The organism is Neokomagataea thailandica NBRC 106555, assembly GCF_001598495.1.
Taxonomy (GTDB): domain Bacteria; phylum Pseudomonadota; class Alphaproteobacteria; order Acetobacterales; family Acetobacteraceae; genus Gluconobacter; species Gluconobacter thailandicus_A.
This window is the reverse complement of sequence record NZ_BCZB01000018.1, coordinates 21,496-42,476: the sequence shown is the minus strand read 5'-3', so window position 1 is coordinate 42,476 and position 20,981 is coordinate 21,496. Positions and strand designations below refer to the sequence as shown.

The following is a 20,981-nucleotide window of genomic DNA, read 5'->3' as shown; positions in this document are numbered from 1 at the left end:
TTTACAGATACCCCGCCACACGCAGGCGCTCAAACGCATCTTCTGATTCATGATCCATGGCCCGGCCAGCACGTTCGGATGTCTTGCTGTTTTCTAACTCAGCAATCACTTCCGCCACGGTGGACGCATTGCTCTCAACCGGACTGGTAATGTCTTGGTCACCCAATGAACGGTAACGCTTGCCACCCTTGGCGAAATACAAATCAACCAGTGGGATATTTTCGCGCTCAATATAGCGCCAAATGTCAATCTCACGCCATGACAGCAACGGGTGAACACGAATATGCATGCCGTCTTCATACGGCGTCGCGTACTGATCCCAGAACTCCGGCGGCTGATTACGCACATCCCAACGGTGGCCTGCACCACGCGGGCTAAACACACGCTCCTTTGCGCGCGTCGCCTGCTCATCACGACGAATACCCGCGATCACACCGCGCAGCTTGTGCTTATCGATCATTTTGGCCAGACCTGCCGTTTTACGCGCAGCCGAACGCGCAGCCGGTGGCAAAGAGGGATCAATCTCTTCAACAGGCGGGCAATCACCAAGGATCAAATCCAGATCCCACTTCTTGGCGTATTCTTCACGGAATGCATACATTTCCGGGAACTTCTTCCCCGTATCCACATGCATCACCGGAAAAGGCACACGCCCCATAAAGGCTTTCCGCGCCAACCACACCATCACATTGCTGTCTTTACCCAAAGACCACAGCAAGGAAAGCGGCTTTAATTTCCGATACGCCTCACGCAAAACAAAAATGCTTTGCGCTTCCAACTGGTCAAGATCATCCATAACACGAGGCGTTGCCTGAGATATGCCCGAGGTCATTCTGGTCTCCGTCTGCATGACACCTTCATCCCCTTAACTCGGGCGATGAATGCCACATTCCGTTTTTGCCAGACCAGCCCAACGACCGGCCCGCGCATCCTCACCTTCGCCAATCGCACGCGTACAAGGCGCACAACCGATTGACGTATATCCTTGAGCCACAAGTGGATGACGCGGCAAACCACGCGTACGCATCACCGCTTCCACTCGTTCCGGCCCCCAACCTGCCAACGGGTTAATCTTCACCCGCCCATCAGGCTGTACATCCACAACAGGCAAAGCCGCCCGTGTCTTTGCCTGACTGCGCTTACGCCCCGTCAGCCACAAATCAAACTCCGGAAGAACGCTATCCAGCGGTTCCACTTTCCGCAATGCACAACATGCATCAGGATCAAATGCCGCAAGCTGATCCTGCGGGTCCCTCGTCTGTAATTGCAGCGCGGACGGTCCAATCACGCGCACATCTTGCAAAGACAGCGCCTGCGTCAGCGTATGACGATACGCTAATGTCTCAGCAAAATGTCTTTGCGTGTCCAAGAAAAAAACCGGTATCGACGCATCTCTTTGCGCCACCAAGTCCAGCAACACTGCCGACTCAGCACCAAAAGACGAAATCACCGCCACGCGCCCCCGAAACTCAGCCAGAACACGCGCTAAGACATCCTCTTCTGGCGTAGCCAGAAGGGCTTTCAGTTCGGTTGGGGAAAGAGACATAAGCGCCACCCAATCCAACGTCATGCATGGCGAACACCGCAGAGCACGACAATGACTGAGGCAGACATAAGATGTCACACCATCAATTTCAACGATATAATATGGTATTACTTTTTATTTTAGTGATTTTATACAAAAACCTCCCGCCTGACAGCACGGAGCGCTCATGCTAAATTCATTGGACAAAATACTCGGCCACAACCATACCAACTGGCCTCACACGAGCGGTACGCAAGGAGCGTAGGATGACATCCCGCACGACACGCCACATAACAACACACCTGCGGCCTGTTATCCGTCCGCTTATACGCACTTTACTGGTTACAAGCCTCCTCGCCAGCGCTGCATCTTTCCCAGCTTATGCCGCACACATCACCATGTCTGGAGAGGACCTAGACCTTACCGTTCCATGCTCTGGCACCGTGCATATCATTGTGGACCCATCCATGAAGGATGGCGCAACGCTCGACAGCAGCAATGCCACGCAAGTGATGCTCCGAACCGGAAAAGACGAAGCCGAGAGCCGCATCACAGTCTCCACACGCAGTTGTGCTCCTGCTGGCCGCCTGACCATTAGCGTCTCCCCGATTACCGGCATTTCTATCCATGACAGCCACGATACACGCTTCACCATCACTGGAAAGCTTGCATCTTTGGACGCCAGCTTAGATTCCAACGCCTTAACAGCCGACAATATCCAATCACTCGACCTGAGCATGCGTGGCACATCCAGCGTGCATATCGGTACGCTGGACCGTGCTGCCCAAATCGTTGCATCCGGCAATACGAGCTTCACCGCAGACCATGCGAATCTCACGGCCTTTTCCGCACAACTCACAAACAGCGCGACACTCAACGTCGCTCAAGGCACGATTGAAGCCCTTACCCTCGTCACAGCAGATAATGCCTCCGCCGCGTTAGCCAGCAGTGCATCACTCGCCACAATTACCGCTAACGGCACAGGCACCGTCGATGTCGCACAGGTCAACGGCCCTGTCGTACGCTCCGGGACGGGCACCGTGCATGTCGGGGATAGCCCACCCTCACAAACAGCAACGCCACCAGCCGCCACACCTACGCCTACCCCCTCTAAACCACCGCAAACCGCCACCACAATCACAGCTCCGACTCCTTCAGCCCCCATACCACCAACCGCCACAGTTGCGCCGCCGCCAATAATCGTGCCCCCGGCACCACCACAATCAACACCAATCGCTCCGGTAACACCCACGCCAGCCACTCCCTCCGGTATGATCAATACATCACCACGCCTGCCTGTAGCGCCAACAGAGCCCACCATCACACCGCCTCCCTCCTTGCGCCCTCATGCAGATTTACCACTCCCCAACCCTCCCGTTGTCACACCCCCAGCCCCACAAACTGAGCAGCCCACACCCACTCCAAACACATCCGCCACACCGTCACATAATTGATACAGAATTCGTAGAACTTTGACGCAAGTCCAAAGGCAAGGTAGTGGCTGAAGAGTGAACGCCGTTATCGAACTCATCGCGGCCATTGGTCGCGCCGTCCTAGGGTTAATCCGCCATGCTGGCGCTTTGGCCCTTTTCGCCCTTGAAGGTCTGTCGCACCTCGTGCGCCCGCCATTCTATGGCCGCGTCTTTTTGACGAGCCTACTAGAAATCGGATTCTTCTCGCTACCGGTCGTGGCGCTGACAGCTCTGTTCTCTGGTGCTGTGATTGCTCTGCAATCCTATACAGGGTTCGGACAATACCATGTACAAAGCGCTATTGCAGGGATCGTCGTACTAGCCGTCACGCGTGAACTCGGCCCCGTTCTCGCTGGCCTAATGGTGGCAGGGCGCGTGGGCGCTGCCATGTCCGCTGAAATCGGCACGATGCGCGTCACCGATCAGATCGACGCCCTCAGTACACTCTCTACCAACCCCATGAAATATCTGGTCACGCCACGTCTTTTGGCCGGCACATTAGCACTCCCCTGCTTAGTGCTCATCGCCGATATTTTAGGCGTTCTCGGTGGCTTCACAGTTTCTGTCGCCAAGCTCGGATTTTCTCCGTCATCCTATATCCTCGCAACCCTTAGCGCACTGAAGACCATTGATGTGGTCGTCGGCCTCGCTAAAGCTGCGACCTTTGGTTTCCTGATTTCCTTATTGGGCTGCTATCACGGCTATAACAGCCGTGGCGGTGCTGAAGGCGTAGGGTCAGCCACAACGGCGGCCGTTGTCGGAGCCTCTATTCTGCTCTTCTTATTCGACTATCTCCTGACCGACCTCTTCTTTTCACAATGAGTGACCCTGTGAGCCAGAGCCCAAAAATTCGCATCCGGGGCCTCTCCAAAGCCTTTGGTTCTAAGACTGTGCTTGATGGCATTGACCTTGATGTCATGCCGCGCACCTCCATGGTCATTATTGGCGGGTCAGGTTCCGGGAAGTCTGTGCTTCTGCGCTGTATTTTGGGCCTCATTGAACCCGATAGCGGCAGCATCGAAATTGATGGTGAGAACATCCTCACAGCGTCACGTGCGCGACGTGAAGTCCTCCGCCGCCAGATTGGCATGCTCTTCCAAAATGCGGCTCTGTTCGACAGTATGAGCGTTGCCGACAATATCGGATTTGGCCTCCGCGCAAAGCACCATCCGGGCAGTGGGCCTAAGCCCTCCAAATCCCAAGCGCGTACCCTCGCAGAACCTTTGCTGGAACAAGTCGGACTCGCTCCGTCTATTGGTGCACTTACACCGTCTGAACTCTCCGGCGGCATGCAAAAGCGCGTAGGCCTTGCCCGTGCTATCGCAGGGCGCCCCGATATTTTGTTCTTTGATGAACCCACCACGGGACTTGACCCCATTATGGGGGCCGTCATTGACGGATTGATTGTTGATTGCGTCCAAAAACTTGGTTCAACCGCTATTGCCATCACTCATGACATGGCCTCCGCACAGCGCATCGGCACCGATGCCGCCATGCTGTACCAAGGCAAACTCGTCTGGAAAGGCAAAGCGACGGAACTGATGAACTCCGGCAACGCAATGGTTGATCAGTTCACACATGGCCGCCGTGAAGGCCCGATCAATATGGAGCCACGCAAGTGATCCCTCAACGGAACCGTCCCCCACTTTTCACGCGGCCGCTCATCTATCGTATGCTGCTCAGCTATGTGATCGCCATTCCCATGCTATTTTTGCTTTTGCGCTACATGCAAACCCACCCAGGCATTCTCGTACCCGCAGTCGGTATGGTCGTCATTATGATCGTATCGCGCACCTTAGCACGTGCGATTTTGCGTTCAAAAGCCTAACCCTTTACCCCAAAGACCCCCGCAATGGCACGCAAAGCTTCCTCTCGTTACGTTTGCCAATCCTGCGGCAGCGTCACGCCCAAATGGGCTGGTAAATGCGATGCCTGCGGTGAATGGAACTCACTGGTCGAGGAAACAGCCGAACCCACGGCACGCAAAACCGGCAACCTCCGCTCAGGGCGCCTCAATACCGTGCGGTTGGATGGTGAAGTAAAGCCTCCCCCACGCATCAGCACCTCCATTGCAGAACTTGACCGCGTTCTCGGCGGTGGCCTCGTCCCGGCCTCCGTCGTACTCGTAGGCGGTGATCCCGGCATCGGTAAATCCACCCTCATGCTGCAAACAACCTGCGCCCTCGCGCAAAGCGGCCACCGTGTTTTATACGTCTCCGGGGAAGAGGCGGTGGACCAAATCCGCATCCGTGCCCAACGTCTGGGCTTAGATCAAAACCCTAAAACATTGGATTCTCTAGACCTCGCAGCCTCTATAAATGTTGGCGAAATCGTTGGCTCCTTGGAGCACGAACGCAAACATACCGTCGTCGTCATTGATTCCATCCAAACCATGTGGCTGGAAAATATCGAAAGCGCACCCGGCTCCGTCGCCCAAGTCCGCGCCTGCGCTTTTGAACTCATTCGTCTTGCAAAAACACTCGGCTTTGCGCTGATCCTCATCGGCCACGTCACCAAAGAAGGCTCACTCGCAGGCCCTCGCGTGTTAGAGCACATGGTCGACGCCGTCATGTATTTTGAGGGTGATCGCGGGCACCAATTCCGCATCCTCCGCGCCGCCAAAAATCGCTTTGGCGCTACAGATGAGATTGGCGTTTTCGCCATGACGGATACAGGACTCAACGAAGTTCCCAATCCATCCGCCCTCTTCTTGGCCGAACGCCGTGGCAACATCGCCGGGTCAGCCGTTTTTGCTGGCCTCGAAGGCACACGCCCCGTTCTGCTGGAAATTCAGGCTCTTCTTTCTCCAAAAACGGGAGATGGTGCGCCGCGCCGTGCTGTCGTCGGTTGGGATACTGCGCGCTTGAACATGCTCCTCGCCGTCTTGGATGCACGTTGCGGGCTGAAGCTAGCGGCCATGGATGTGCACCTCAATATCGCCGGTGGCATGCGCGTCAATGAACCCGCCGCCGATATGGCCGTCGCCGCCGCACTCATCTCTGCCGCAACCGGCACCCCGACATCACCAACCGCCGCCTATTTTGGAGAAGTCGGCCTCTCCGGAGAAGTGCGGCAAGTCTCTCAAACCGACTTACGCCTCAAAGAGACTGCAAAACTCGGCTTTAATGCCGCAATACTCCCCCGCCGGGTTGCTGCTGGCTCAACCCGTACAAAGCCGCCTACTGGCTTATCTTCCCATGAAATCGGACATTTAACGGATTTAGTAGAATTATTTACCCCTTCTGATAAATAATTCTACCATTAACCATTATTTTATAAACATTTTTTGACGATTTATTAATTAAATAAAATTAGCTTATTAATAATATAGTATCAAAAAAATAATAATAAAAATCTCACGGTTATTTTTAGTAATTATTGGGATACACAAAACCATGACATCGTCTTCAAAATTCATCAGTCCAGAGACTGGCGCACTCTACGCTGTCTCCTCGGGCGGTGTCATAACCGGTACAATAACCGGCAATGCCGGATTACAAAGGGCAGCGCCCGGCTTACAAACTATTTCTTCTGGTAGCGCCACCTCTGGCTCAACCATTAGCGGAACCACTCAAACCGGGTACCCCGATACATCGTTCCAACCCAGCCTTCTGGCAATCAATGCAACACAAAACATTCTCTCCGGCGGCGCTGCGCTCAACACCACCCTCTCCGGAACACATGCAAGCGCACTCAACTCAACAGCCTCCGCCCTCCAAACACTCCAAAGCGGTGCCTATGCCAGTGGCACGACCCTAGACACAAACGCACAATCAATCGTGTTCAACGGCGCAATCAGCGATGCTGTCACCATCAATAACGGCAGCCAAGTCGTATCAAGCGGCGGCCTTGCGAACGCCATCAGCATTTCTGCTGGCACGCTCGACCTTGAACAAGGCTCTGCTTCAAACGTCATGCTCAATACAGGCACCATTATTGATAATGGTGGTTCATTGAACTCCGCCACCATCAACGCGGGCACAATGTTAAGCCTCAACGCCACAGCCAGCAATACAACCGTCACAAGCGGCGCAACGGTTATCCTTGGCTCCGGCGCCTCTCTGCTCGGCAGCACAACAATTGACCCAAGCGCAACACTCTCTCTCACCGGAGCCAGCACGGTTGCCACCCTCAGTGGAACCATCATCCCCGCAGGTGCCGCATTATCCTCCCCACAAGGTGCCTTGGCGCCTCAATCAACACCCGTTCTTGAAATTTTTTCGAACGGAACACTTATCAATGATATTGCCGTTCACTACACTTCAACGCCCTTCCAATTTCTACAAACACCAACTGGAAGTATCGAACTTCTCACGAACTCCATCCAACAAACCACACCAACCTTCACCAATCCAGAAACTGGTGCCGTCTATACACTCTCCTCTGGCGGGGTCATATCCGGTACCTATACTGAAGAACTCAGCCCGCAAGGAACCAACTATATCCCCATCCCGGGGGCACAGGTTATTTCTTCTGGCTCGGCAATTTCCGGCAGCACCATTAGCGGAACAGCATCCGATGCAAGCCCCGGTGAATATATAGCAGCAACCGCCATCCCTTCTTCTCAAACCGTTCTCTCTGGTGGCGCAGCTCTCAACACAACCGTCTCCGGCTCAGTGTTTCAAAACGGCGTCGGGATGAGCAGTGAGCAATACTATTCCAGCAGCACCGCCACCCAGATCCTCCAATCTGGTGCCTATGCCAGCAACACCACTCTCAGTATTTTTGCCAATTCTATCATCCAAAACGGCGCCATATCAGACAACGTCGCCATTACCGGCACCTGGGTATCCACTGGCCAAATAATGACCCCCTCATACGTCACTGAAGCGGGATCCCAAACCGTTCTCAGTGGCGGCACACTCAATACCGCCAGCATCACCTCAGGCGGTGTTTTGGATATCGAAGGCGGAACAGCCAACAACATTACTACCCTTAGTGGGTACGTCTTCGAATCATACCCGCAACCCCCCTATACTTATCAGAGCGTCCACTCTACCCCTCCCCTCGCGAGCATCATTGACAATGGCGGTACGCTCTCAAATGTATCTCTAGTATCAGGAACTCAACTCATCGTCGGTAGCAACACCACCGTCACAAACCTCACCGCAAGCGCCGCCTCTACTATCACCCTCATGCAGAATGCTGATCTCTTAGGCAATGTGACTATTGACCCTAACACCACCATTTTTCTTCAAGGAGCAGGCGCAGCACTCTCAAATATATCTGGTTTTATTAACAGTCAAAATGTAAATACTCTTAGTATACAGAGTGATGATCAAGAAAGTAATACTACTATACTAGATGTTCTATCAAATGGCACCATCATTAATGAAATTGCGCTCCACAATGCAGTAACCTCCTTCTCTTTCGTGAATGCTCCGTCTGGTAACGGTACTGACCTCGTCATCGGTACGCCCTGCTACTGCCCGGGTACATTGATCATGACCCCCACGGGCGAACGCCCGGTGGAGGATCTCGCCATTGGAGATCTGATTGTCACAGCAAACGGCCAACACCGCACGGTCCACTGGATTGGCCGCCGCGCTTATGACCCCATTTTCGCCTTCGGAAACCGTGACATCCTGCCCGTATGCTTCCGAGCAGGCTCCCTTGGGAACAACCTCCCAAAACGAGATCTAACCGTCTCCCCACTCCACGCCATGTTCCTTGATGGTTATCTTATTCCCGCCCTACACTTGGTGAATAACCACACGATCCACCAAATCACACAGCCCGAAACCACCATCGCCTATATTCATATCGAACTTGAGAGCCATGATCTCCTTCTCGCAGAAGGAGCCCCTTCAGAGAGCTTTGTTGATGATGGATCACGTGGCATGTTCCATAATGCTCATCACTATACCGAGCAGTACCCACACGCCGCCCCAAAACCGGCCGCATACTGCGCCCCACGCCTTGAGGGCGGCCCAGAGCTTGCACGCATTCATGCACGCCTTCTCACAGGCGCATACTCCCCAATGCCAAAAACAGCATAATCTCTCCCGACTAAGGTAATATTACTGCGTGGCTGATTTTCTTGCGGGTTCTCTTGACCTCTGCACCCGTGATGCACTGGCTGGTTGGGCTATAAATCCCACCAGACCAGAGCAAGATATTCGTCTCAACATTCTACAAAATGGCACAGTAATAGACGAAATTTCAGCAGATATATTTCGTGCAGACCTCACAACCCAAGGCCGTGAGGGATATTGTGCATTCCATTGGATCTGGTCCGAGCCTCCTCCGCATGAAGGCTGCCAAATCGATATTCAAAGCGCCGAAACACTGCGCCCACTGCCCAATACGCCCTTTATTATCCCCCCCCTACCCAGCGCCTTAGAAGGCTGCATCGATCTCACGAACCGCCATAAGATCGCAGGCTGGGTCCGAGATCGCCTCAATCCAAACCGTACCGTATGGCTCACCCTCTTTATCAATGGCAAAGCCATACAACGCATACCGGCAAACCGTTTCCGCCATGACCTCCGCGAAGCCGGTCTGGATCATGGGCGATACGGTTTTGAGCATAATTTCACACCAATTTTAGAGCCTCTACAGGATTACAGCCTCCAGCTTTGTCACGGCACAACAGCTTTTCTAGATCCTGTGCTCCTTCCGCACACCACCACCTTAACCACCGAGTTACGTCATTACATTGCCAATACGCTCCACAACATTCATGACGAGGCCGAACAACAAAGCGCCCTAACGTTTCTAACAGAGCAATCCAACACCCTGCGCAATCAAGCGGCAGAAAACGTCACAGCACGCGCTGCAAAAGATCTCTCACGCCACGCCAAGCGTCTGTTCCAAAACGCCACAACACACACAGCGCCCAGTATTCTCATCATTGATGACCAAGCCCCAAACCCCGCACGTGATGCCGGGTCAGTCGCGCTACTCTCTCACATTCGGGCCATACAAGCGCTTGGCTATGACTGCTGCTTTATAGCGTCCCGCCTTCCCATGACAGAAGAAGACAACCTACGTCTTGCAACCCTCGGCATTACATGCCTCATGCCACCCATTTTCACCGGCCCAGAAGAAGCCTTAAAGCGCTTGGGAGAAGGGCTCGAAGCCGTTTACCTCCACCGCCTCAATAACGCAGAAAGCTATTCAGCACTCACCCGCGCTTTTGCCCCAACCGCGACACTCATCTGGAGCATCGCAGACCTAGCATCCCGCCGCTTACACCGTCAGTCCACCACCGAAGCACGCCCGGAACTGCTCCGGGCCGCCCAACGTTTAGAAATACGTGAAAATATGTGTGCATGGCTCGCAGACGCCACCATAACACATTCCGATATAGAAACAAAAATCCTACAACACCACGTCCCTACAGCACACCCAACAACCATTCCGTGGGATGTTCCCCTTCACCGTCGCATCAAAACACCGCCTACAAACCGCCCGATCATCGCTTTTGTAGCTCATTTCGCACATGCACCAAATTTAGACGCTGCAAAATGGCTCATTCTCGACATCCTACCACGCTTATTGCAGCATATTCCGCACCTGAGATGCCGCTTGATCGGTAGCGCCATGCCCCATGCCCTGCATATGCTGGCACAGGACCATGTAGACATCGTCGGACACGTCCCCGATATCGGGATAGCCCTTCAAGAGGTCACACTCTGTGTAGCCCCACTCCGTTTTGGTGCCGGCATTAAAGGCAAGGTTTTAGAATCTTGGTCTTTCGGCGTTCCCATCATCATGACTCCCATCGCAGCAGAGGGCATTGTCCCTGAAAATCATGCCATTTTCTCACGCGCCATTGCACATACGGCTGAAGATTTTGCAGAGAGTATTCTAACACATCTCAAACCAAGCATCGCCAAAGCGCATATGACTGCATCACGTCACTTACTGCGCAACACGTTCCACAAAGACGCCATTCAAGAAAAATTCCGCGCCATTCTCCCACCTATAGAGAAAGACCTCAGCACACACGAACAGCCTATTCTACACTAAAATGTACCAGCCAGCCACCACCAACAACCTGTCGGCTCACCCTATCAAGGCACTATAAGCCCGCTCCGACCAATAAACACTACGGCGGACTATCAAGCACTGCATCAAATCCAATAAACGAGCACACGGCTCATGGTACAACCATAACCACACGCAACAATTCACTCATCACAACAAGACAAGACAAGACACTTGGCACTACAAAACGTAGCACGTCATACAAATCACCCTGTCCGCATGCCATTTATATCGATAAAAAACAAAATTTCATCAGCCTAACGCAAATTACAATGGCCGACGTAATACCGTTATCCCATGATTCACATCAGGCTCTTGCGCGTTACGCAACTGATCAACAGACTGATGATAAACACGAATGACCATCTCTTTACGCCCATTAGAACGGCGCCAACGCTCAAACGCCATAACCGTATCCGGCGCGGTACTATCCGGCTGATCAGAAAATGTCCATGACACCCCAAACAACGCCATCATGGCATCTTGATTTGTATCATGCCCAGCCAGCACCACAATACGTGTCTGAGGCGTAACATTCGGAATATCCGGCACCACATGATCAGACAAAAATGCACGAATAGCATCCGCCATACGGCCGTTCCGCGCACGTGCATAAGCTGCCGTACGGCGCAACAAGCTGCTTTCATATTCATGGACGGACACAACACGCTGAAGACCCCGCTCAACATCCTGGCCATTTAAGCCAAAATCTTCCGCAGGAAATCCCTCAGCCTGCATCAAAAGCAAGTCCTCAGCCAAAGTACCTGCTGTCGCCACCCCACCTTTTAAACGCGGCTTACCGCCCTTCCAGTCCAACATGACCGGCACACGAAAACACGCACCTGATTTATGCCCCAAAGTGCAACCACCAGGGGCTACCCACCCCTGCAAATACGCCACCCCCTCAATCACCCCCGCCGGCATTGGGCGCGAGGACACGGTTATAAAATCATGTAAAACCGCCATATGTTCCGCAGATGACAGACTGCTTACAGAACGATCATTAAAAATCGAATTCTGCGCATCATTCGCCCAATGCGCCACAACCCCACATGAGGGGGCAATACGGTCTGCCCAAATTTCCCCTGTACGCTGTGTACGACGGTCCGCCGCATCAGCCCATACGACAACACCCTGCGCAACATCTCCGCAGGCCCCTGCAGAAAGAAGGCCTTGCTCCACATAACGCCCACGCACCGCCGTCACCATAGCAGACAGAGCACGCTCACCATGCGGCGTCATTTCACCCGGCTTCACCGGCCATTCTGGCCAGTGAAACCCCGTCATACCACGCAGATCATCAATAGGTTTCGTCGGGCTGCGCACACCATGCCGCCCAAGAAACACAACCTTCTCTAACACACCATCATGCCGCGCTTCTGCACGCACCACTGAGGCCGATAAAAAAGCCGCCCCAAATATGCAGCCTGCGGCTATAACCCTGTGAAAGATACGCTTCATCATTATGGATATGTCGCTGTCAAATTGAAGAACACGCTACGCCCCGCCAAACGCCAGTACAATGGTGCATTGCCCACATTTTGGTTGCCCGCAAAAGCACTGACTGCATGGCTATTAAACAGGTTGGAAATTTTCAAGCTCGGCGTTACATCCCGCAAATACCCGCCGATATTATGAATACGCCAGCCGAAAGCCAAGTCAGCCGTAGCATTGCTGCTAATCCGATATTGGTTTGCAAATACAGTCGCACCAGAGCTTTTTGCTAAACTATCCAGCCCCCAGCTTGGCCCGACAAATTTCCCCATAAGAGAGAAATACGCACCGCGCGGATCTTCAAACAACAAACCTGCTGACGCCAAAGACGCAGGCGTCGAGGCAACATGAACACGAGTGTTTTTATACGTCGCATCATTCACGCTATAATTCCCATAGAGCGAGAAGCCCCACCCCAAGGCATACTGCCCCTCAGCCTCAAGCCCCTTATAGATCGCACCACTGCTGTTCACATAAGTGGACATCGTCCCGATCTGGCCGGGAACATTAATTTGAGCCTGTGCAATATAATTATCAAAATCAATGTAATAACCATCCACAGACAGCATCCAGTTCCGCCCGTGATACACGGAACCAACCTGATAATTCAGTGTGGTTTCAGGCTTGATACTCCCCAACGATCCAGCTTGGAAAACAGCCATTGGCGGCGCACGGAAACCACGTGCAATCTGCGCGTAAGCACTCCAATTCTTCATCAAACGCTGGTTAATCGCAATTGAAGGCTGCCATGAATGATAGCTCTGCGCGGCATCCAACGGAGCCTTCGTTCCCTTATTCACAGCCGCATCATAATCACGCTGGAACGACGTGTACTTAATCCCCGGCGTAATTGTCGCGCCATGCCAAGGGTGCAAATCCAGCTCAAAATACGGCTGCAACGATGTGTTCAGATCGCTAATATCATAGCTATAAGCAGAACCCGTTTTCCCAATAACGGGAGCAGAATTCTTGCTCAAATTCACCGCATACGTATAGCGACGATCCTTCTGCACATCCGCCCAAATACCTAAAAGCGCATCGCCATAGGCTGTATGTGCTTTGAACCGCAGCGTATCACCGAAAGCACGCATGGCAGCATCGGCATATTTTCCGGGAATATCGTTCGCATAAGTCGCGATTTTTTTACCCGCCGCATTATACAGCGTCACACCATTGGCCACGAGACTACGCTGACTTGGGTCCGTGCTCTCCGTATAAGAATGCTCAAAACCATTCGTGTAGAGTTGGTTTTCAAAGGTTAACCAAGAATTCAAACGGCTCTTAATGCCAATATAGTCAAAATCGGCTGCGTATGTGCTTGGCTGATAGCCAGAATAACACTGCCGTGCAGGGTCATTACAGAGGCCGTAATTATTCCCAAAAGACTGATAATCAGCGAGGGTCGCACCCTGCGTTGTATTCTGCCACTCGCGGTTATAGGTCATCTGCACGGTCAGCGTGGTCTCTGGCGCTAATTCCGCAACATCCTTGAACAGAATATTGCTGCGACGCTCGCCCGACCCCGTCAAATACCCATTCGTATCTTCATGCTGAAGATCCAAAACAGCACGCCCTAAACGCGTCTATCAGGCCACCAGCGCGCGTCGCGAAGCTTCCATAAGTCCCGTACAGCGTCACGCCCGCTTTTTGTGATGGGTCACGCGAACGAAAGCCAATCGTTCCACCAAAGGTCGCATTACCAATGGTTGATGCCGTACCCGGACCACGATCAATCTGCGCCTGATCTAAGAAATGTGCGATAAATAATGACGACGTTGTATGATGAAGGTCAGACGCATTCCCGAACGGAATACCGTCATACGTCATATTATATTGACCATCTTGGAAACCACGAAGACTCATGGTTTCCGCTTTTCCCATACCCGGGCCATTAGGGTTCTGAGAGAAAACACTCGGCTGAAAGCGGATAATGTCATCCACACTGGCTAGCGGCACGATATTATTGCGCAAAAAACCCGCCTGAATCACAGAGGTTGGTTGCGTAATGTTCAAAGGCACAGACGCTGGCGCGATCCGCGCAGCCCGCCCGATCACCGTCATTTTTTCAACGACCGGTTTTTTCTCTTGCGTGGAGGCTGACTTACCAGCTTTCACCTGTTGCACAGTATCCGCGCCATATGCAGAACCGGTAACAGACAGCAAAACCGTCCCTGCAAGACATACCGCACGAAACGCTCCAGAACGCCAACCACAAGACATCAAAAAAAACCCGCCATAATCAGAATGATATTGCGGGTTCTCTAGCGGAAATCAGTTAGACATTAAAATTATTTTAAGCTCTGTCATAAAATCTTCACCTGTACTTACGGCAGTTCACGCTTATCCGCCAATGGATCAATTTTCGGCTCCGTTCCCGGCCCCGAATCAATCACCACAATCACATCTCCCGCGATGGACAAAGGCGCCCGATCCTTCAACAAAAGAGCTGCAAAACGCTTATCGGAGCTCGCTGCCTGCTCATATAAAGCATCAATCAAGCCATCATGATCCATGATCTGATTAAGCGCCGCAGGGATACGGATACATCCCTCAGACGCAGAATGGCCCAAACGCCATTCTAAAAATTGTGGGTCAGTAGCATGAATTTCCAAACGAATTTGACCCGTTTCATGCCTCGGCAGCCAGCCCTTCATCGCCGTATGCCAGCCCAGATCCCATACACGTGAGCCTTTGGCTCCAATTCCACGGATGCCAAACTTATTCTTCGTCCCTTCTGCCCGATACCCCAAACGGTCTGCCGTGTTCTGATACACACCTGTCGGCGTAATATAGTAGTATTTTCGTGCGGTTGTCCCTGTTGAAACCGGCGCTCCGCCGATAGACTCCCATGGTGCATCTGGTAACGCTAAAATAAAATCAGCCCGTTGCACGCTCTCGGCTCGATCCACAACCATAATCACTTGTGGACGATCAATTTTCGTCCCGGACTGCTCAATAGCGTTTTGCGCCATTTGCACAAAAATAGCCCGGCGCGCTGGCGTATAAGGCGTAAACCGCGCAATTTTTTGCCGCATCTCCTTTTGCAAGCCATGCGCTTCCTGCCGCGCCTGCGCATCACTCACCACAGGCAAAGGCGGTAATACAACAGAGGGAGGAGCCGGTTTGCTTGGCGGCGACGGGGGAGATGATGGCATTTCGACAACAGCACCTGAAACACTGCTCTTCTGTCCATCCGACACCGGCTCCGCTTGGCCGCCATAAGCACAGCCAACCAGCACACCAGACATCGCCACCACGACCATGCCACGGCGCATATTTCGAAAAAATGGAGCAAACGTCATCAGAAAAGAATGTCCCCGGGCTTCAACAACAAGGTCCTAAACAACCGAGCCAACACAGAAAAAACGGCGTAACACTCGTCTCACCATACCAACGCTCAGCATCCGGTTAAGATCGCAAAAACCTCAACCGACTGACAACGCACCACCCCCCTCAAAGATCCAAAAGCAAACGCCGAGGATCTTCCACCAACTGCTTCACACGCACCAGAAAACTAACAGCCTCACGGCCATCAACAATCCGGTGGTCGTAAGATAACGCCACATACATCATTGGACGAATAACAACCTGCCCATCACGTGCGACAGGGCGATCCTGAATCGCGTGCATCCCCAAAATGCCTGATTGTGGTGCATTGAGAATAGGCGTGGACAGCAAAGACCCAAAGATACCGCCATTCGTAATAGAGAATGTCCCTTGCGCCAATTCTTCCAGACGCAACCCGCCTTTACGCGCACGCGTGCCATAATCGGCAATGCCGCGCTCAAGCTCTGCAAAGCTCATCGCATCTGCATCGTACAGAACTGGTACGACCAGACCGCGCTCTGTACCCACAGCAATGCCCAGGTTCACAAAATCGCGATAAACGATTTCATCCCCTTCAATCTGCGCGTTAATAGCCGGAAAGTCTTTCAACGCGACAACAACAGCCCGCGCGAAAAAGGACATAAAGCCCAAACGCGTACCATTATGCCGTTTTTCAAAGTCATCTCGATATTGCGCCCGCATCGCTTTGGCTGCCGACATATCAATTTCATTGAAGGTTGTGAGAATCGCAGCGTTATTTTGTGCTGCCTTCAGATTCGTCGCGATGGTCTGGCGCAAACGTGACATCGGCACGCGACGCTCCCGCGCCTGCTGCGCTGGCACTTTAGGTGCGGCAACCTTAGGCTGAACCACAACAGGCTCTGGTGACGTCACTGCACGCTCAAAACGCGGTGCAGCCAGAGCATCTTCAGACACTGTCTGCGCTTCCGCTGCGGGCTGCGCCTTCACCTCAGCAGTCTCCACAGGCACGGGAGCTTCCGCTGTTTCATCCACCAGCCCCAAAAGGCCACCAATCTCCACTTCCGTGCCTTCTGGCAAACACTCCGCCAGCACGCCTGCACTAGGCGCCACGACCTCGACAGACACCTTGTCCGTCTCTAATTCCAAAATCACATCATCAAGCTGAACATAGTCCCCGGCTTTTTTAACCCACCGGGCAACGCTCGCTGTCGTCAAACTTTCACCCAGTGCTGGCACTCTAATCTCGACGGCCATGTTCAACTCCTTACCTGCCATTTCACCTCGAAATGGACGCTTTTCAGTCTGTTCAACGGTTTACACGCTCTGCGTTAAAGACAATATCGCATCTTACGGACCTGCGGAAACTAGGAACCTTCACGTCCGCATGAGTTTTAAAGCAGGACCCAGAGATGAGGCCGTCATGACCACACACGCTGCTACCCCTAAAATTTTACAATCCGACAGGCTTTCCAGCCGCACCCGCAGTATTTTACAAGCACGCCGTACCGCGCCGCAAACACCAACAGAGCGCACTCTCTCGCCCGCAGCTTATGACACACTCACAGCGCTGGTACCGGCTTTATTACCACAAGATGAGTTACTTTCACCTGCTGAGGTGATTGATCTCCCACACGCTATCGACCGCGCCTTAACCGGCCCCCGCGATGGCTGGCGCTTCGCTGAGCTTCCCTCCGATGCGTGCGCTTGGGAATATGCGCTCCTCACAATAGCCGAGCATACCCACAATCAATTCGGTGCATCCCCACACGCACTTTCACTCGATCAACTTGGCCTATTGTTAGACAGCATTACAGCTGGTCAAATTGGTAACGAAGCACCGCAGCGCTTAACGGCTTTCCAAATGCAGCGTTGGTCCAGTGACTTCCGCGCCGACGTCATCGAAGCCTTTCTCGCGCATCCTCATGCCCAACAAGCACTCGGCATTTCAGCCTATCTCAATGGTGACGACGACACGCTCACCGGCTTTCACAACGTTACCCCTGACACGGCTGAAGCTTTTGAACCTATCGCCTCAACACCCCTCACAGCCCCCCAACCCCAAGAGCGCTCATCATGAAGACCTATCCCGTGACCGAAACGGCTGATGTTGTCATCATCGGCAGCGGTGCTGGTGGCGCCCCTCTCGCTGCGCGACTGGCACAAGCGGGAAAGCGCGTCATCGTTCTTGAAGCTGGCCCGCACTTTAATGCCTCTGATTATACACCAGATGAAATCGAGGCTCGGGAACTCTATTGGCTCAATGAACGCCTTTCCGGCGGCATAAATCCACAAGCCTTTGGCGGCAATAATAGCGGCACCGGGGTTGGAGGCTCCCTCCTGCATTATGGCGCGTTCATGCCACGTCCAGACCCTCGTGACATGATGCTCCATACCGAAACCGGCATGAGTGTCGACTGGCCTTTTCAATACAATGAGCTTCTGCCTTACATCGAAAAAGTCGAAGCTTTTATTGGCGTATCAGGCCCCAAACATTACCCTTGGGACCCCACGCGCCACTACCACTACGCTCCCCCACCAGCGAACTCCGCCGCTTTGAAAATGCGTGAAGGATGCGATGCTCTCGGCATCCGTCATGCTGATGGCCCCACCGCTCTCATTACACATACCATCGACCAGCCCCATTTCGGCACACGTGAAGCCTGCGTCAACTGTGGCGCCTGCCATCAAGGCTGCCGCAACGGCGCTAAATCCACCCCAGACAACACATGGCTTCCCCTCGCCGTCGCCCACGGGGCCGAAATCCGTGCCGACTGCGTTGTGCATACTCTCGAAACCGATCAGCGCGGCCATATCACAGGAGTCGTTTATCGCCATAAAGGCCGTGATATCCGTCAAAACTGTGATCAATTAGTACTCTCTGCCGGAGCCGTCGAAACAGCACGCTTGCTGCTGCATAATGGCCTCGCCAATCGCTCTGGTCAGGTTGGCGAAAACTACATGACCCATATTTCAACGCAGGCTTGGGGCGTCTTTGACGAAGATTTGCGCCCGAACCGAGGGTACCCATCCCTCACCATTACCGAAGACATGATGCGCCCTAAAGATGCCGATTTCGCGGGTGGTTACCTCATCCAATCTCTCGGTATGATGCCCGTCACATGGGGAAGCCTCGTCGCACGCGGCACCCCCCGCCGTGGTCCAGAATTGGCGAGAACATTAGCACAATATAATCGTAGCGCAGGCCTTGGTATCCATGGGGATTGTATGCCCAACCCCAATAACCGTGTCGTCCTTTCGGATGAGAAAGATGCGCTCGGTATTCCCAAGCCTTTGATCACGCATAGCTATGGCCCAAATGAACTGGCCATGCACGCACATGCGTCAAAACTTCTCACGTCTCTTTGGCAAGCTGCTGGTGCCAAAGATATTCGCATCCTTGACCGCGCCGCTCATATGATTGGAACAGCTCGTATGGGAACCAACGCAGATCAAGCCGTTGTTTCCCCTTATGGTCAAAGCTTTGATATCCCTAATCTTTGGATTAGTGATCACTCAACCTTCCCAAGCGCAACAGCAGCCAACCCAGCTCTTGCCATTATGGCACTCTCACTACGCACAGCAGAGGCTATGCTACGCCAATAATAAACACTTCCCCCAAGGCCAGCCACGCCTTGGGGGTTGACAGAATATTCTCTCTCCTCATAAAGTCCCCATGACTGATTGAGCGGCCTAGGCCGTACAGTCTCCCTTCTTTTGCGGATGTTCCTCTCTTTTAGGCCCTTTTCTTGTAAAAGCTCCCTGGAAGATACCCCTAGCCGACATAATCGGCCGCAAAACGGCACATCCTTCCCCCCTACGTTACGCCCAGAGGGCCAATCAAGGCGCATCCTGCATGCATCTCGCCGAACTAAAAAAGAAATCACCCGCAGATCTTCTGGACTATGCAGAAGAACTCGAAATCGAAAACGCTTCGTCCATGCGCAAGCAGGACATCATGTTTGCCATCCTCAAATCCTTGGCTGAGCGCGATCAAGCCATTTACGGGGAAGGTACGCTTGAGATCCTAGCCGATGGCTTTGGGTTCCTCCGCAGCCCAGAAGCAAACTACCTGCCGGGCCCAGACGATATTTACATCTCCCCCGCTCAGGTCCGCCGTTTTGGCCTGCGCCCCGGTGATACGGTTGAAGGCCAAATTCGCGCCCCACGCGATGGCGAGCGTTACTTCGCTCTGCTCAAGGTCAACTCCATCAATTTCGAAGACCCTGAGACGGTTCGTACCCGTATCAACTTTGACAATCTGACGCCGCTTTATCCTGAGCGCCGCTTGAAGATGGAAGTCGAACAAGCTGAGGCTGCACCGACAGAAAACCGTGGCCGCGGCAAAAAAGATCAACGCGATTACACACCGCGCGTGATTGACCTCGTCACTCCCATCGGTATGGGCCAACGTGCACTGATCGTTGCACCACCCCGCACGGGTAAAACCGTGATGCTCCAAAGCATCGCAGCATCCATTTCCGCCAATCACCCAGACGTTTTCTTGATCGTTCTTCTCATTGATGAGCGCCCAGAAGAAGTCACGGATATGGCTCGCTCCGTCCGCGGTGAAGTCGTTTCATCCACCTTTGACGAACCAGCAACACGCCACGTCCAAGTCACCGAGATGGTGCTGGAAAAGGCAAAGCGCTTGGTCGAACATAAGCGTGACGTTGTGATCCTTCTGGATTCCATCACCCGCCTTGCTCGTGCATACAACACCGTTGTGCCATCATCCGGTAAGGTCTTAACCGGTGGTGTGGACGCAAATGCCCTGCAACGCCCAAAGCGTTTCTTCGGTGCGGCGCGTAACATTGAAGAAGGCGGCTCCCTGACAATCATCGCAACAGCGCTGATCGACACAGGCTCCCGCATGGATGAAGTCATCTTCGAAGAGTTCAAGGGTACCGGTAACGCCGAGCTTATCCTTGACCGTAAGTTGGCTGACAAGCGTACCTTCCCTGCCATCGACATCACAAAGTCTGGCACACGTAAGGAAGAAATGCTGGTCGACCGTAACGATCTTTCCAAAATGTGGGTCTTGCGCCGTATCCTCGCCCCAATGGGTACGATGGATGCCATGGACTTCTTGCTCGACAAGCTCAAATACAGCAAGTCGAACAATGATTTCTTTGATGCTATGAATAATTAAAGAAAGGGGCGGTCTGTTACAGAACAGACCGCCCTTCTTT

At 53.1% G+C, this 20,981-nt stretch carries 17 protein-coding genes; 10 read left to right on the top strand and 7 right to left on the bottom strand.

Going from position 1 to position 20,981, the window contains the following annotated elements:
- Nucleotide 1 precedes the first annotated feature (1 nt).
- Both cysD and NTH01S_RS07585 read right to left on the bottom strand, forming a co-directional pair.
- Nucleotides 2-796: a sulfate adenylyltransferase subunit CysD gene (cysD, locus tag NTH01S_RS07590; protein WP_068171978.1), complete on the bottom strand. Its 795-nt coding sequence runs from the start codon at nt 794-796 to the stop codon at nt 2-4.
- Nucleotides 797-865: 69 nt separating this feature from the next.
- Nucleotides 866-1,546, bottom strand: a complete 681-nt coding sequence (locus tag NTH01S_RS07585) for a phosphoadenylyl-sulfate reductase (protein ID WP_068171911.1) — start codon at nt 1,544-1,546, stop codon at nt 866-868.
- A 245-nt stretch (nt 1,547-1,791) separates the two neighbouring features.
- On the opposite strand from NTH01S_RS07585, the gene NTH01S_RS07580 reads away from it, so the two are divergent.
- The 7 genes from NTH01S_RS07580 to NTH01S_RS07550 all read left to right on the top strand — a co-directional run bounded on the left by NTH01S_RS07580 (nt 1,792) and on the right by NTH01S_RS07550 (nt 10,971).
- A complete protein-coding gene (locus NTH01S_RS07580) occupies nt 1,792-2,979 on the top strand; it encodes a hypothetical protein (protein WP_068171908.1) in 1,188 nt (395 codons plus the stop codon).
- A 54-nt stretch (nt 2,980-3,033) separates the two neighbouring features.
- Nucleotides 3,034-3,819, top strand: a complete 786-nt coding sequence (locus NTH01S_RS07575; RefSeq protein WP_068171905.1) for an MlaE family ABC transporter permease — start codon at nt 3,034-3,036, stop codon at nt 3,817-3,819.
- Nucleotides 3,816-4,619 carry an ABC transporter ATP-binding protein gene (locus NTH01S_RS07570; RefSeq protein ID WP_068171901.1) on the top strand — a complete coding sequence of 268 codons (804 nt, stop codon included), beginning with the start codon at nt 3,816-3,818 and terminating at the stop codon, nt 4,617-4,619. The genes NTH01S_RS07575 and NTH01S_RS07570 overlap by 4 nt, the downstream gene beginning before the upstream one ends.
- Nucleotides 4,616-4,825, top strand: coding sequence for a hypothetical protein (locus tag NTH01S_RS07565; protein WP_068171897.1), 210 nt, complete (start codon nt 4,616-4,618; stop codon nt 4,823-4,825). The genes NTH01S_RS07570 and NTH01S_RS07565 overlap by 4 nt, the downstream gene beginning before the upstream one ends.
- Nucleotides 4,826-4,849: 24 nt before the next feature.
- Nucleotides 4,850-6,250, top strand: a complete 1,401-nt coding sequence (gene radA, locus NTH01S_RS07560) for a DNA repair protein RadA (RefSeq protein ID WP_068171895.1) — start codon at nt 4,850-4,852, stop codon at nt 6,248-6,250.
- Between the two features lie 142 nt (nt 6,251-6,392).
- Nucleotides 6,393-8,996, top strand: a complete 2,604-nt coding sequence (locus tag NTH01S_RS07555; RefSeq protein WP_068171893.1) for a Hint domain-containing protein — start codon at nt 6,393-6,395, stop codon at nt 8,994-8,996.
- Nucleotides 8,997-9,024: 28 nt separating this feature from the next.
- Nucleotides 9,025-10,971 carry a glycosyltransferase gene (locus NTH01S_RS07550; RefSeq protein WP_068171890.1) on the top strand — a complete coding sequence of 649 codons (1,947 nt, stop codon included), beginning with the start codon at nt 9,025-9,027 and terminating at the stop codon, nt 10,969-10,971.
- Between the two features lie 285 nt (nt 10,972-11,256).
- On the opposite strand, the gene NTH01S_RS07545 is transcribed toward NTH01S_RS07550, so the two are convergent.
- From NTH01S_RS07545 to sucB, 5 genes are all read right to left on the bottom strand, one after another.
- On the bottom strand, nt 11,257-12,453 hold the full coding sequence (locus tag NTH01S_RS07545) for a histidine-type phosphatase (RefSeq protein WP_068171888.1): 1,197 nt from the start codon (nt 12,451-12,453) through the stop codon (nt 11,257-11,259).
- Nucleotides 12,453-14,045, bottom strand: a complete 1,593-nt coding sequence (locus NTH01S_RS07540; protein ID WP_245642268.1) for a TonB-dependent receptor — start codon at nt 14,043-14,045, stop codon at nt 12,453-12,455. Before NTH01S_RS07540 ends, NTH01S_RS07545 begins: the two co-directional genes overlap by 1 nt.
- The gene (locus NTH01S_RS12085; RefSeq protein ID WP_245642266.1) at nt 14,029-14,703 is read right to left on the bottom strand and encodes a TonB-dependent receptor plug domain-containing protein; all 675 of its coding nucleotides are present in this window, start codon (nt 14,701-14,703) and stop codon (nt 14,029-14,031) included. The genes NTH01S_RS07540 and NTH01S_RS12085 overlap by 17 nt, the downstream gene beginning before the upstream one ends.
- A 104-nt stretch (nt 14,704-14,807) precedes the next feature.
- Entirely contained in the window at nt 14,808-15,785 is a 978-nt protein-coding gene (locus NTH01S_RS07535; RefSeq protein ID WP_068171886.1) for a L,D-transpeptidase, read from the bottom strand.
- A gap of 151 nt (nt 15,786-15,936) precedes the next feature.
- Nucleotides 15,937-17,046: a dihydrolipoyllysine-residue succinyltransferase gene (gene sucB, locus NTH01S_RS07530; RefSeq protein ID WP_068171974.1), complete on the bottom strand. Its 1,110-nt coding sequence runs from the start codon at nt 17,044-17,046 to the stop codon at nt 15,937-15,939.
- Between the two features lie 166 nt (nt 17,047-17,212).
- Here sucB and NTH01S_RS07525 point away from each other — a divergent pair, with 166 nt between their 5' ends.
- The 3 genes from NTH01S_RS07525 (at nt 17,213) to rho (ending at nt 20,941) form a co-directional block, all read left to right on the top strand.
- Nucleotides 17,213-17,869 carry a gluconate 2-dehydrogenase subunit 3 family protein gene (locus NTH01S_RS07525; RefSeq protein WP_068171882.1) on the top strand — a complete coding sequence of 219 codons (657 nt, stop codon included), beginning with the start codon at nt 17,213-17,215 and terminating at the stop codon, nt 17,867-17,869.
- Nucleotides 17,866-19,395, top strand: coding sequence for a GMC family oxidoreductase (locus NTH01S_RS07520; RefSeq protein WP_068171880.1), 1,530 nt, complete (start codon nt 17,866-17,868; stop codon nt 19,393-19,395). Before NTH01S_RS07525 ends, NTH01S_RS07520 begins: the two co-directional genes overlap by 4 nt.
- A gap of 250 nt (nt 19,396-19,645) precedes the next feature.
- Entirely contained in the window at nt 19,646-20,941 is a 1,296-nt protein-coding gene (gene rho, locus NTH01S_RS07515) for a transcription termination factor Rho (protein WP_068171876.1), read from the top strand.
- The last annotated feature ends 40 nt before the right edge of the window (nt 20,942-20,981 follow it).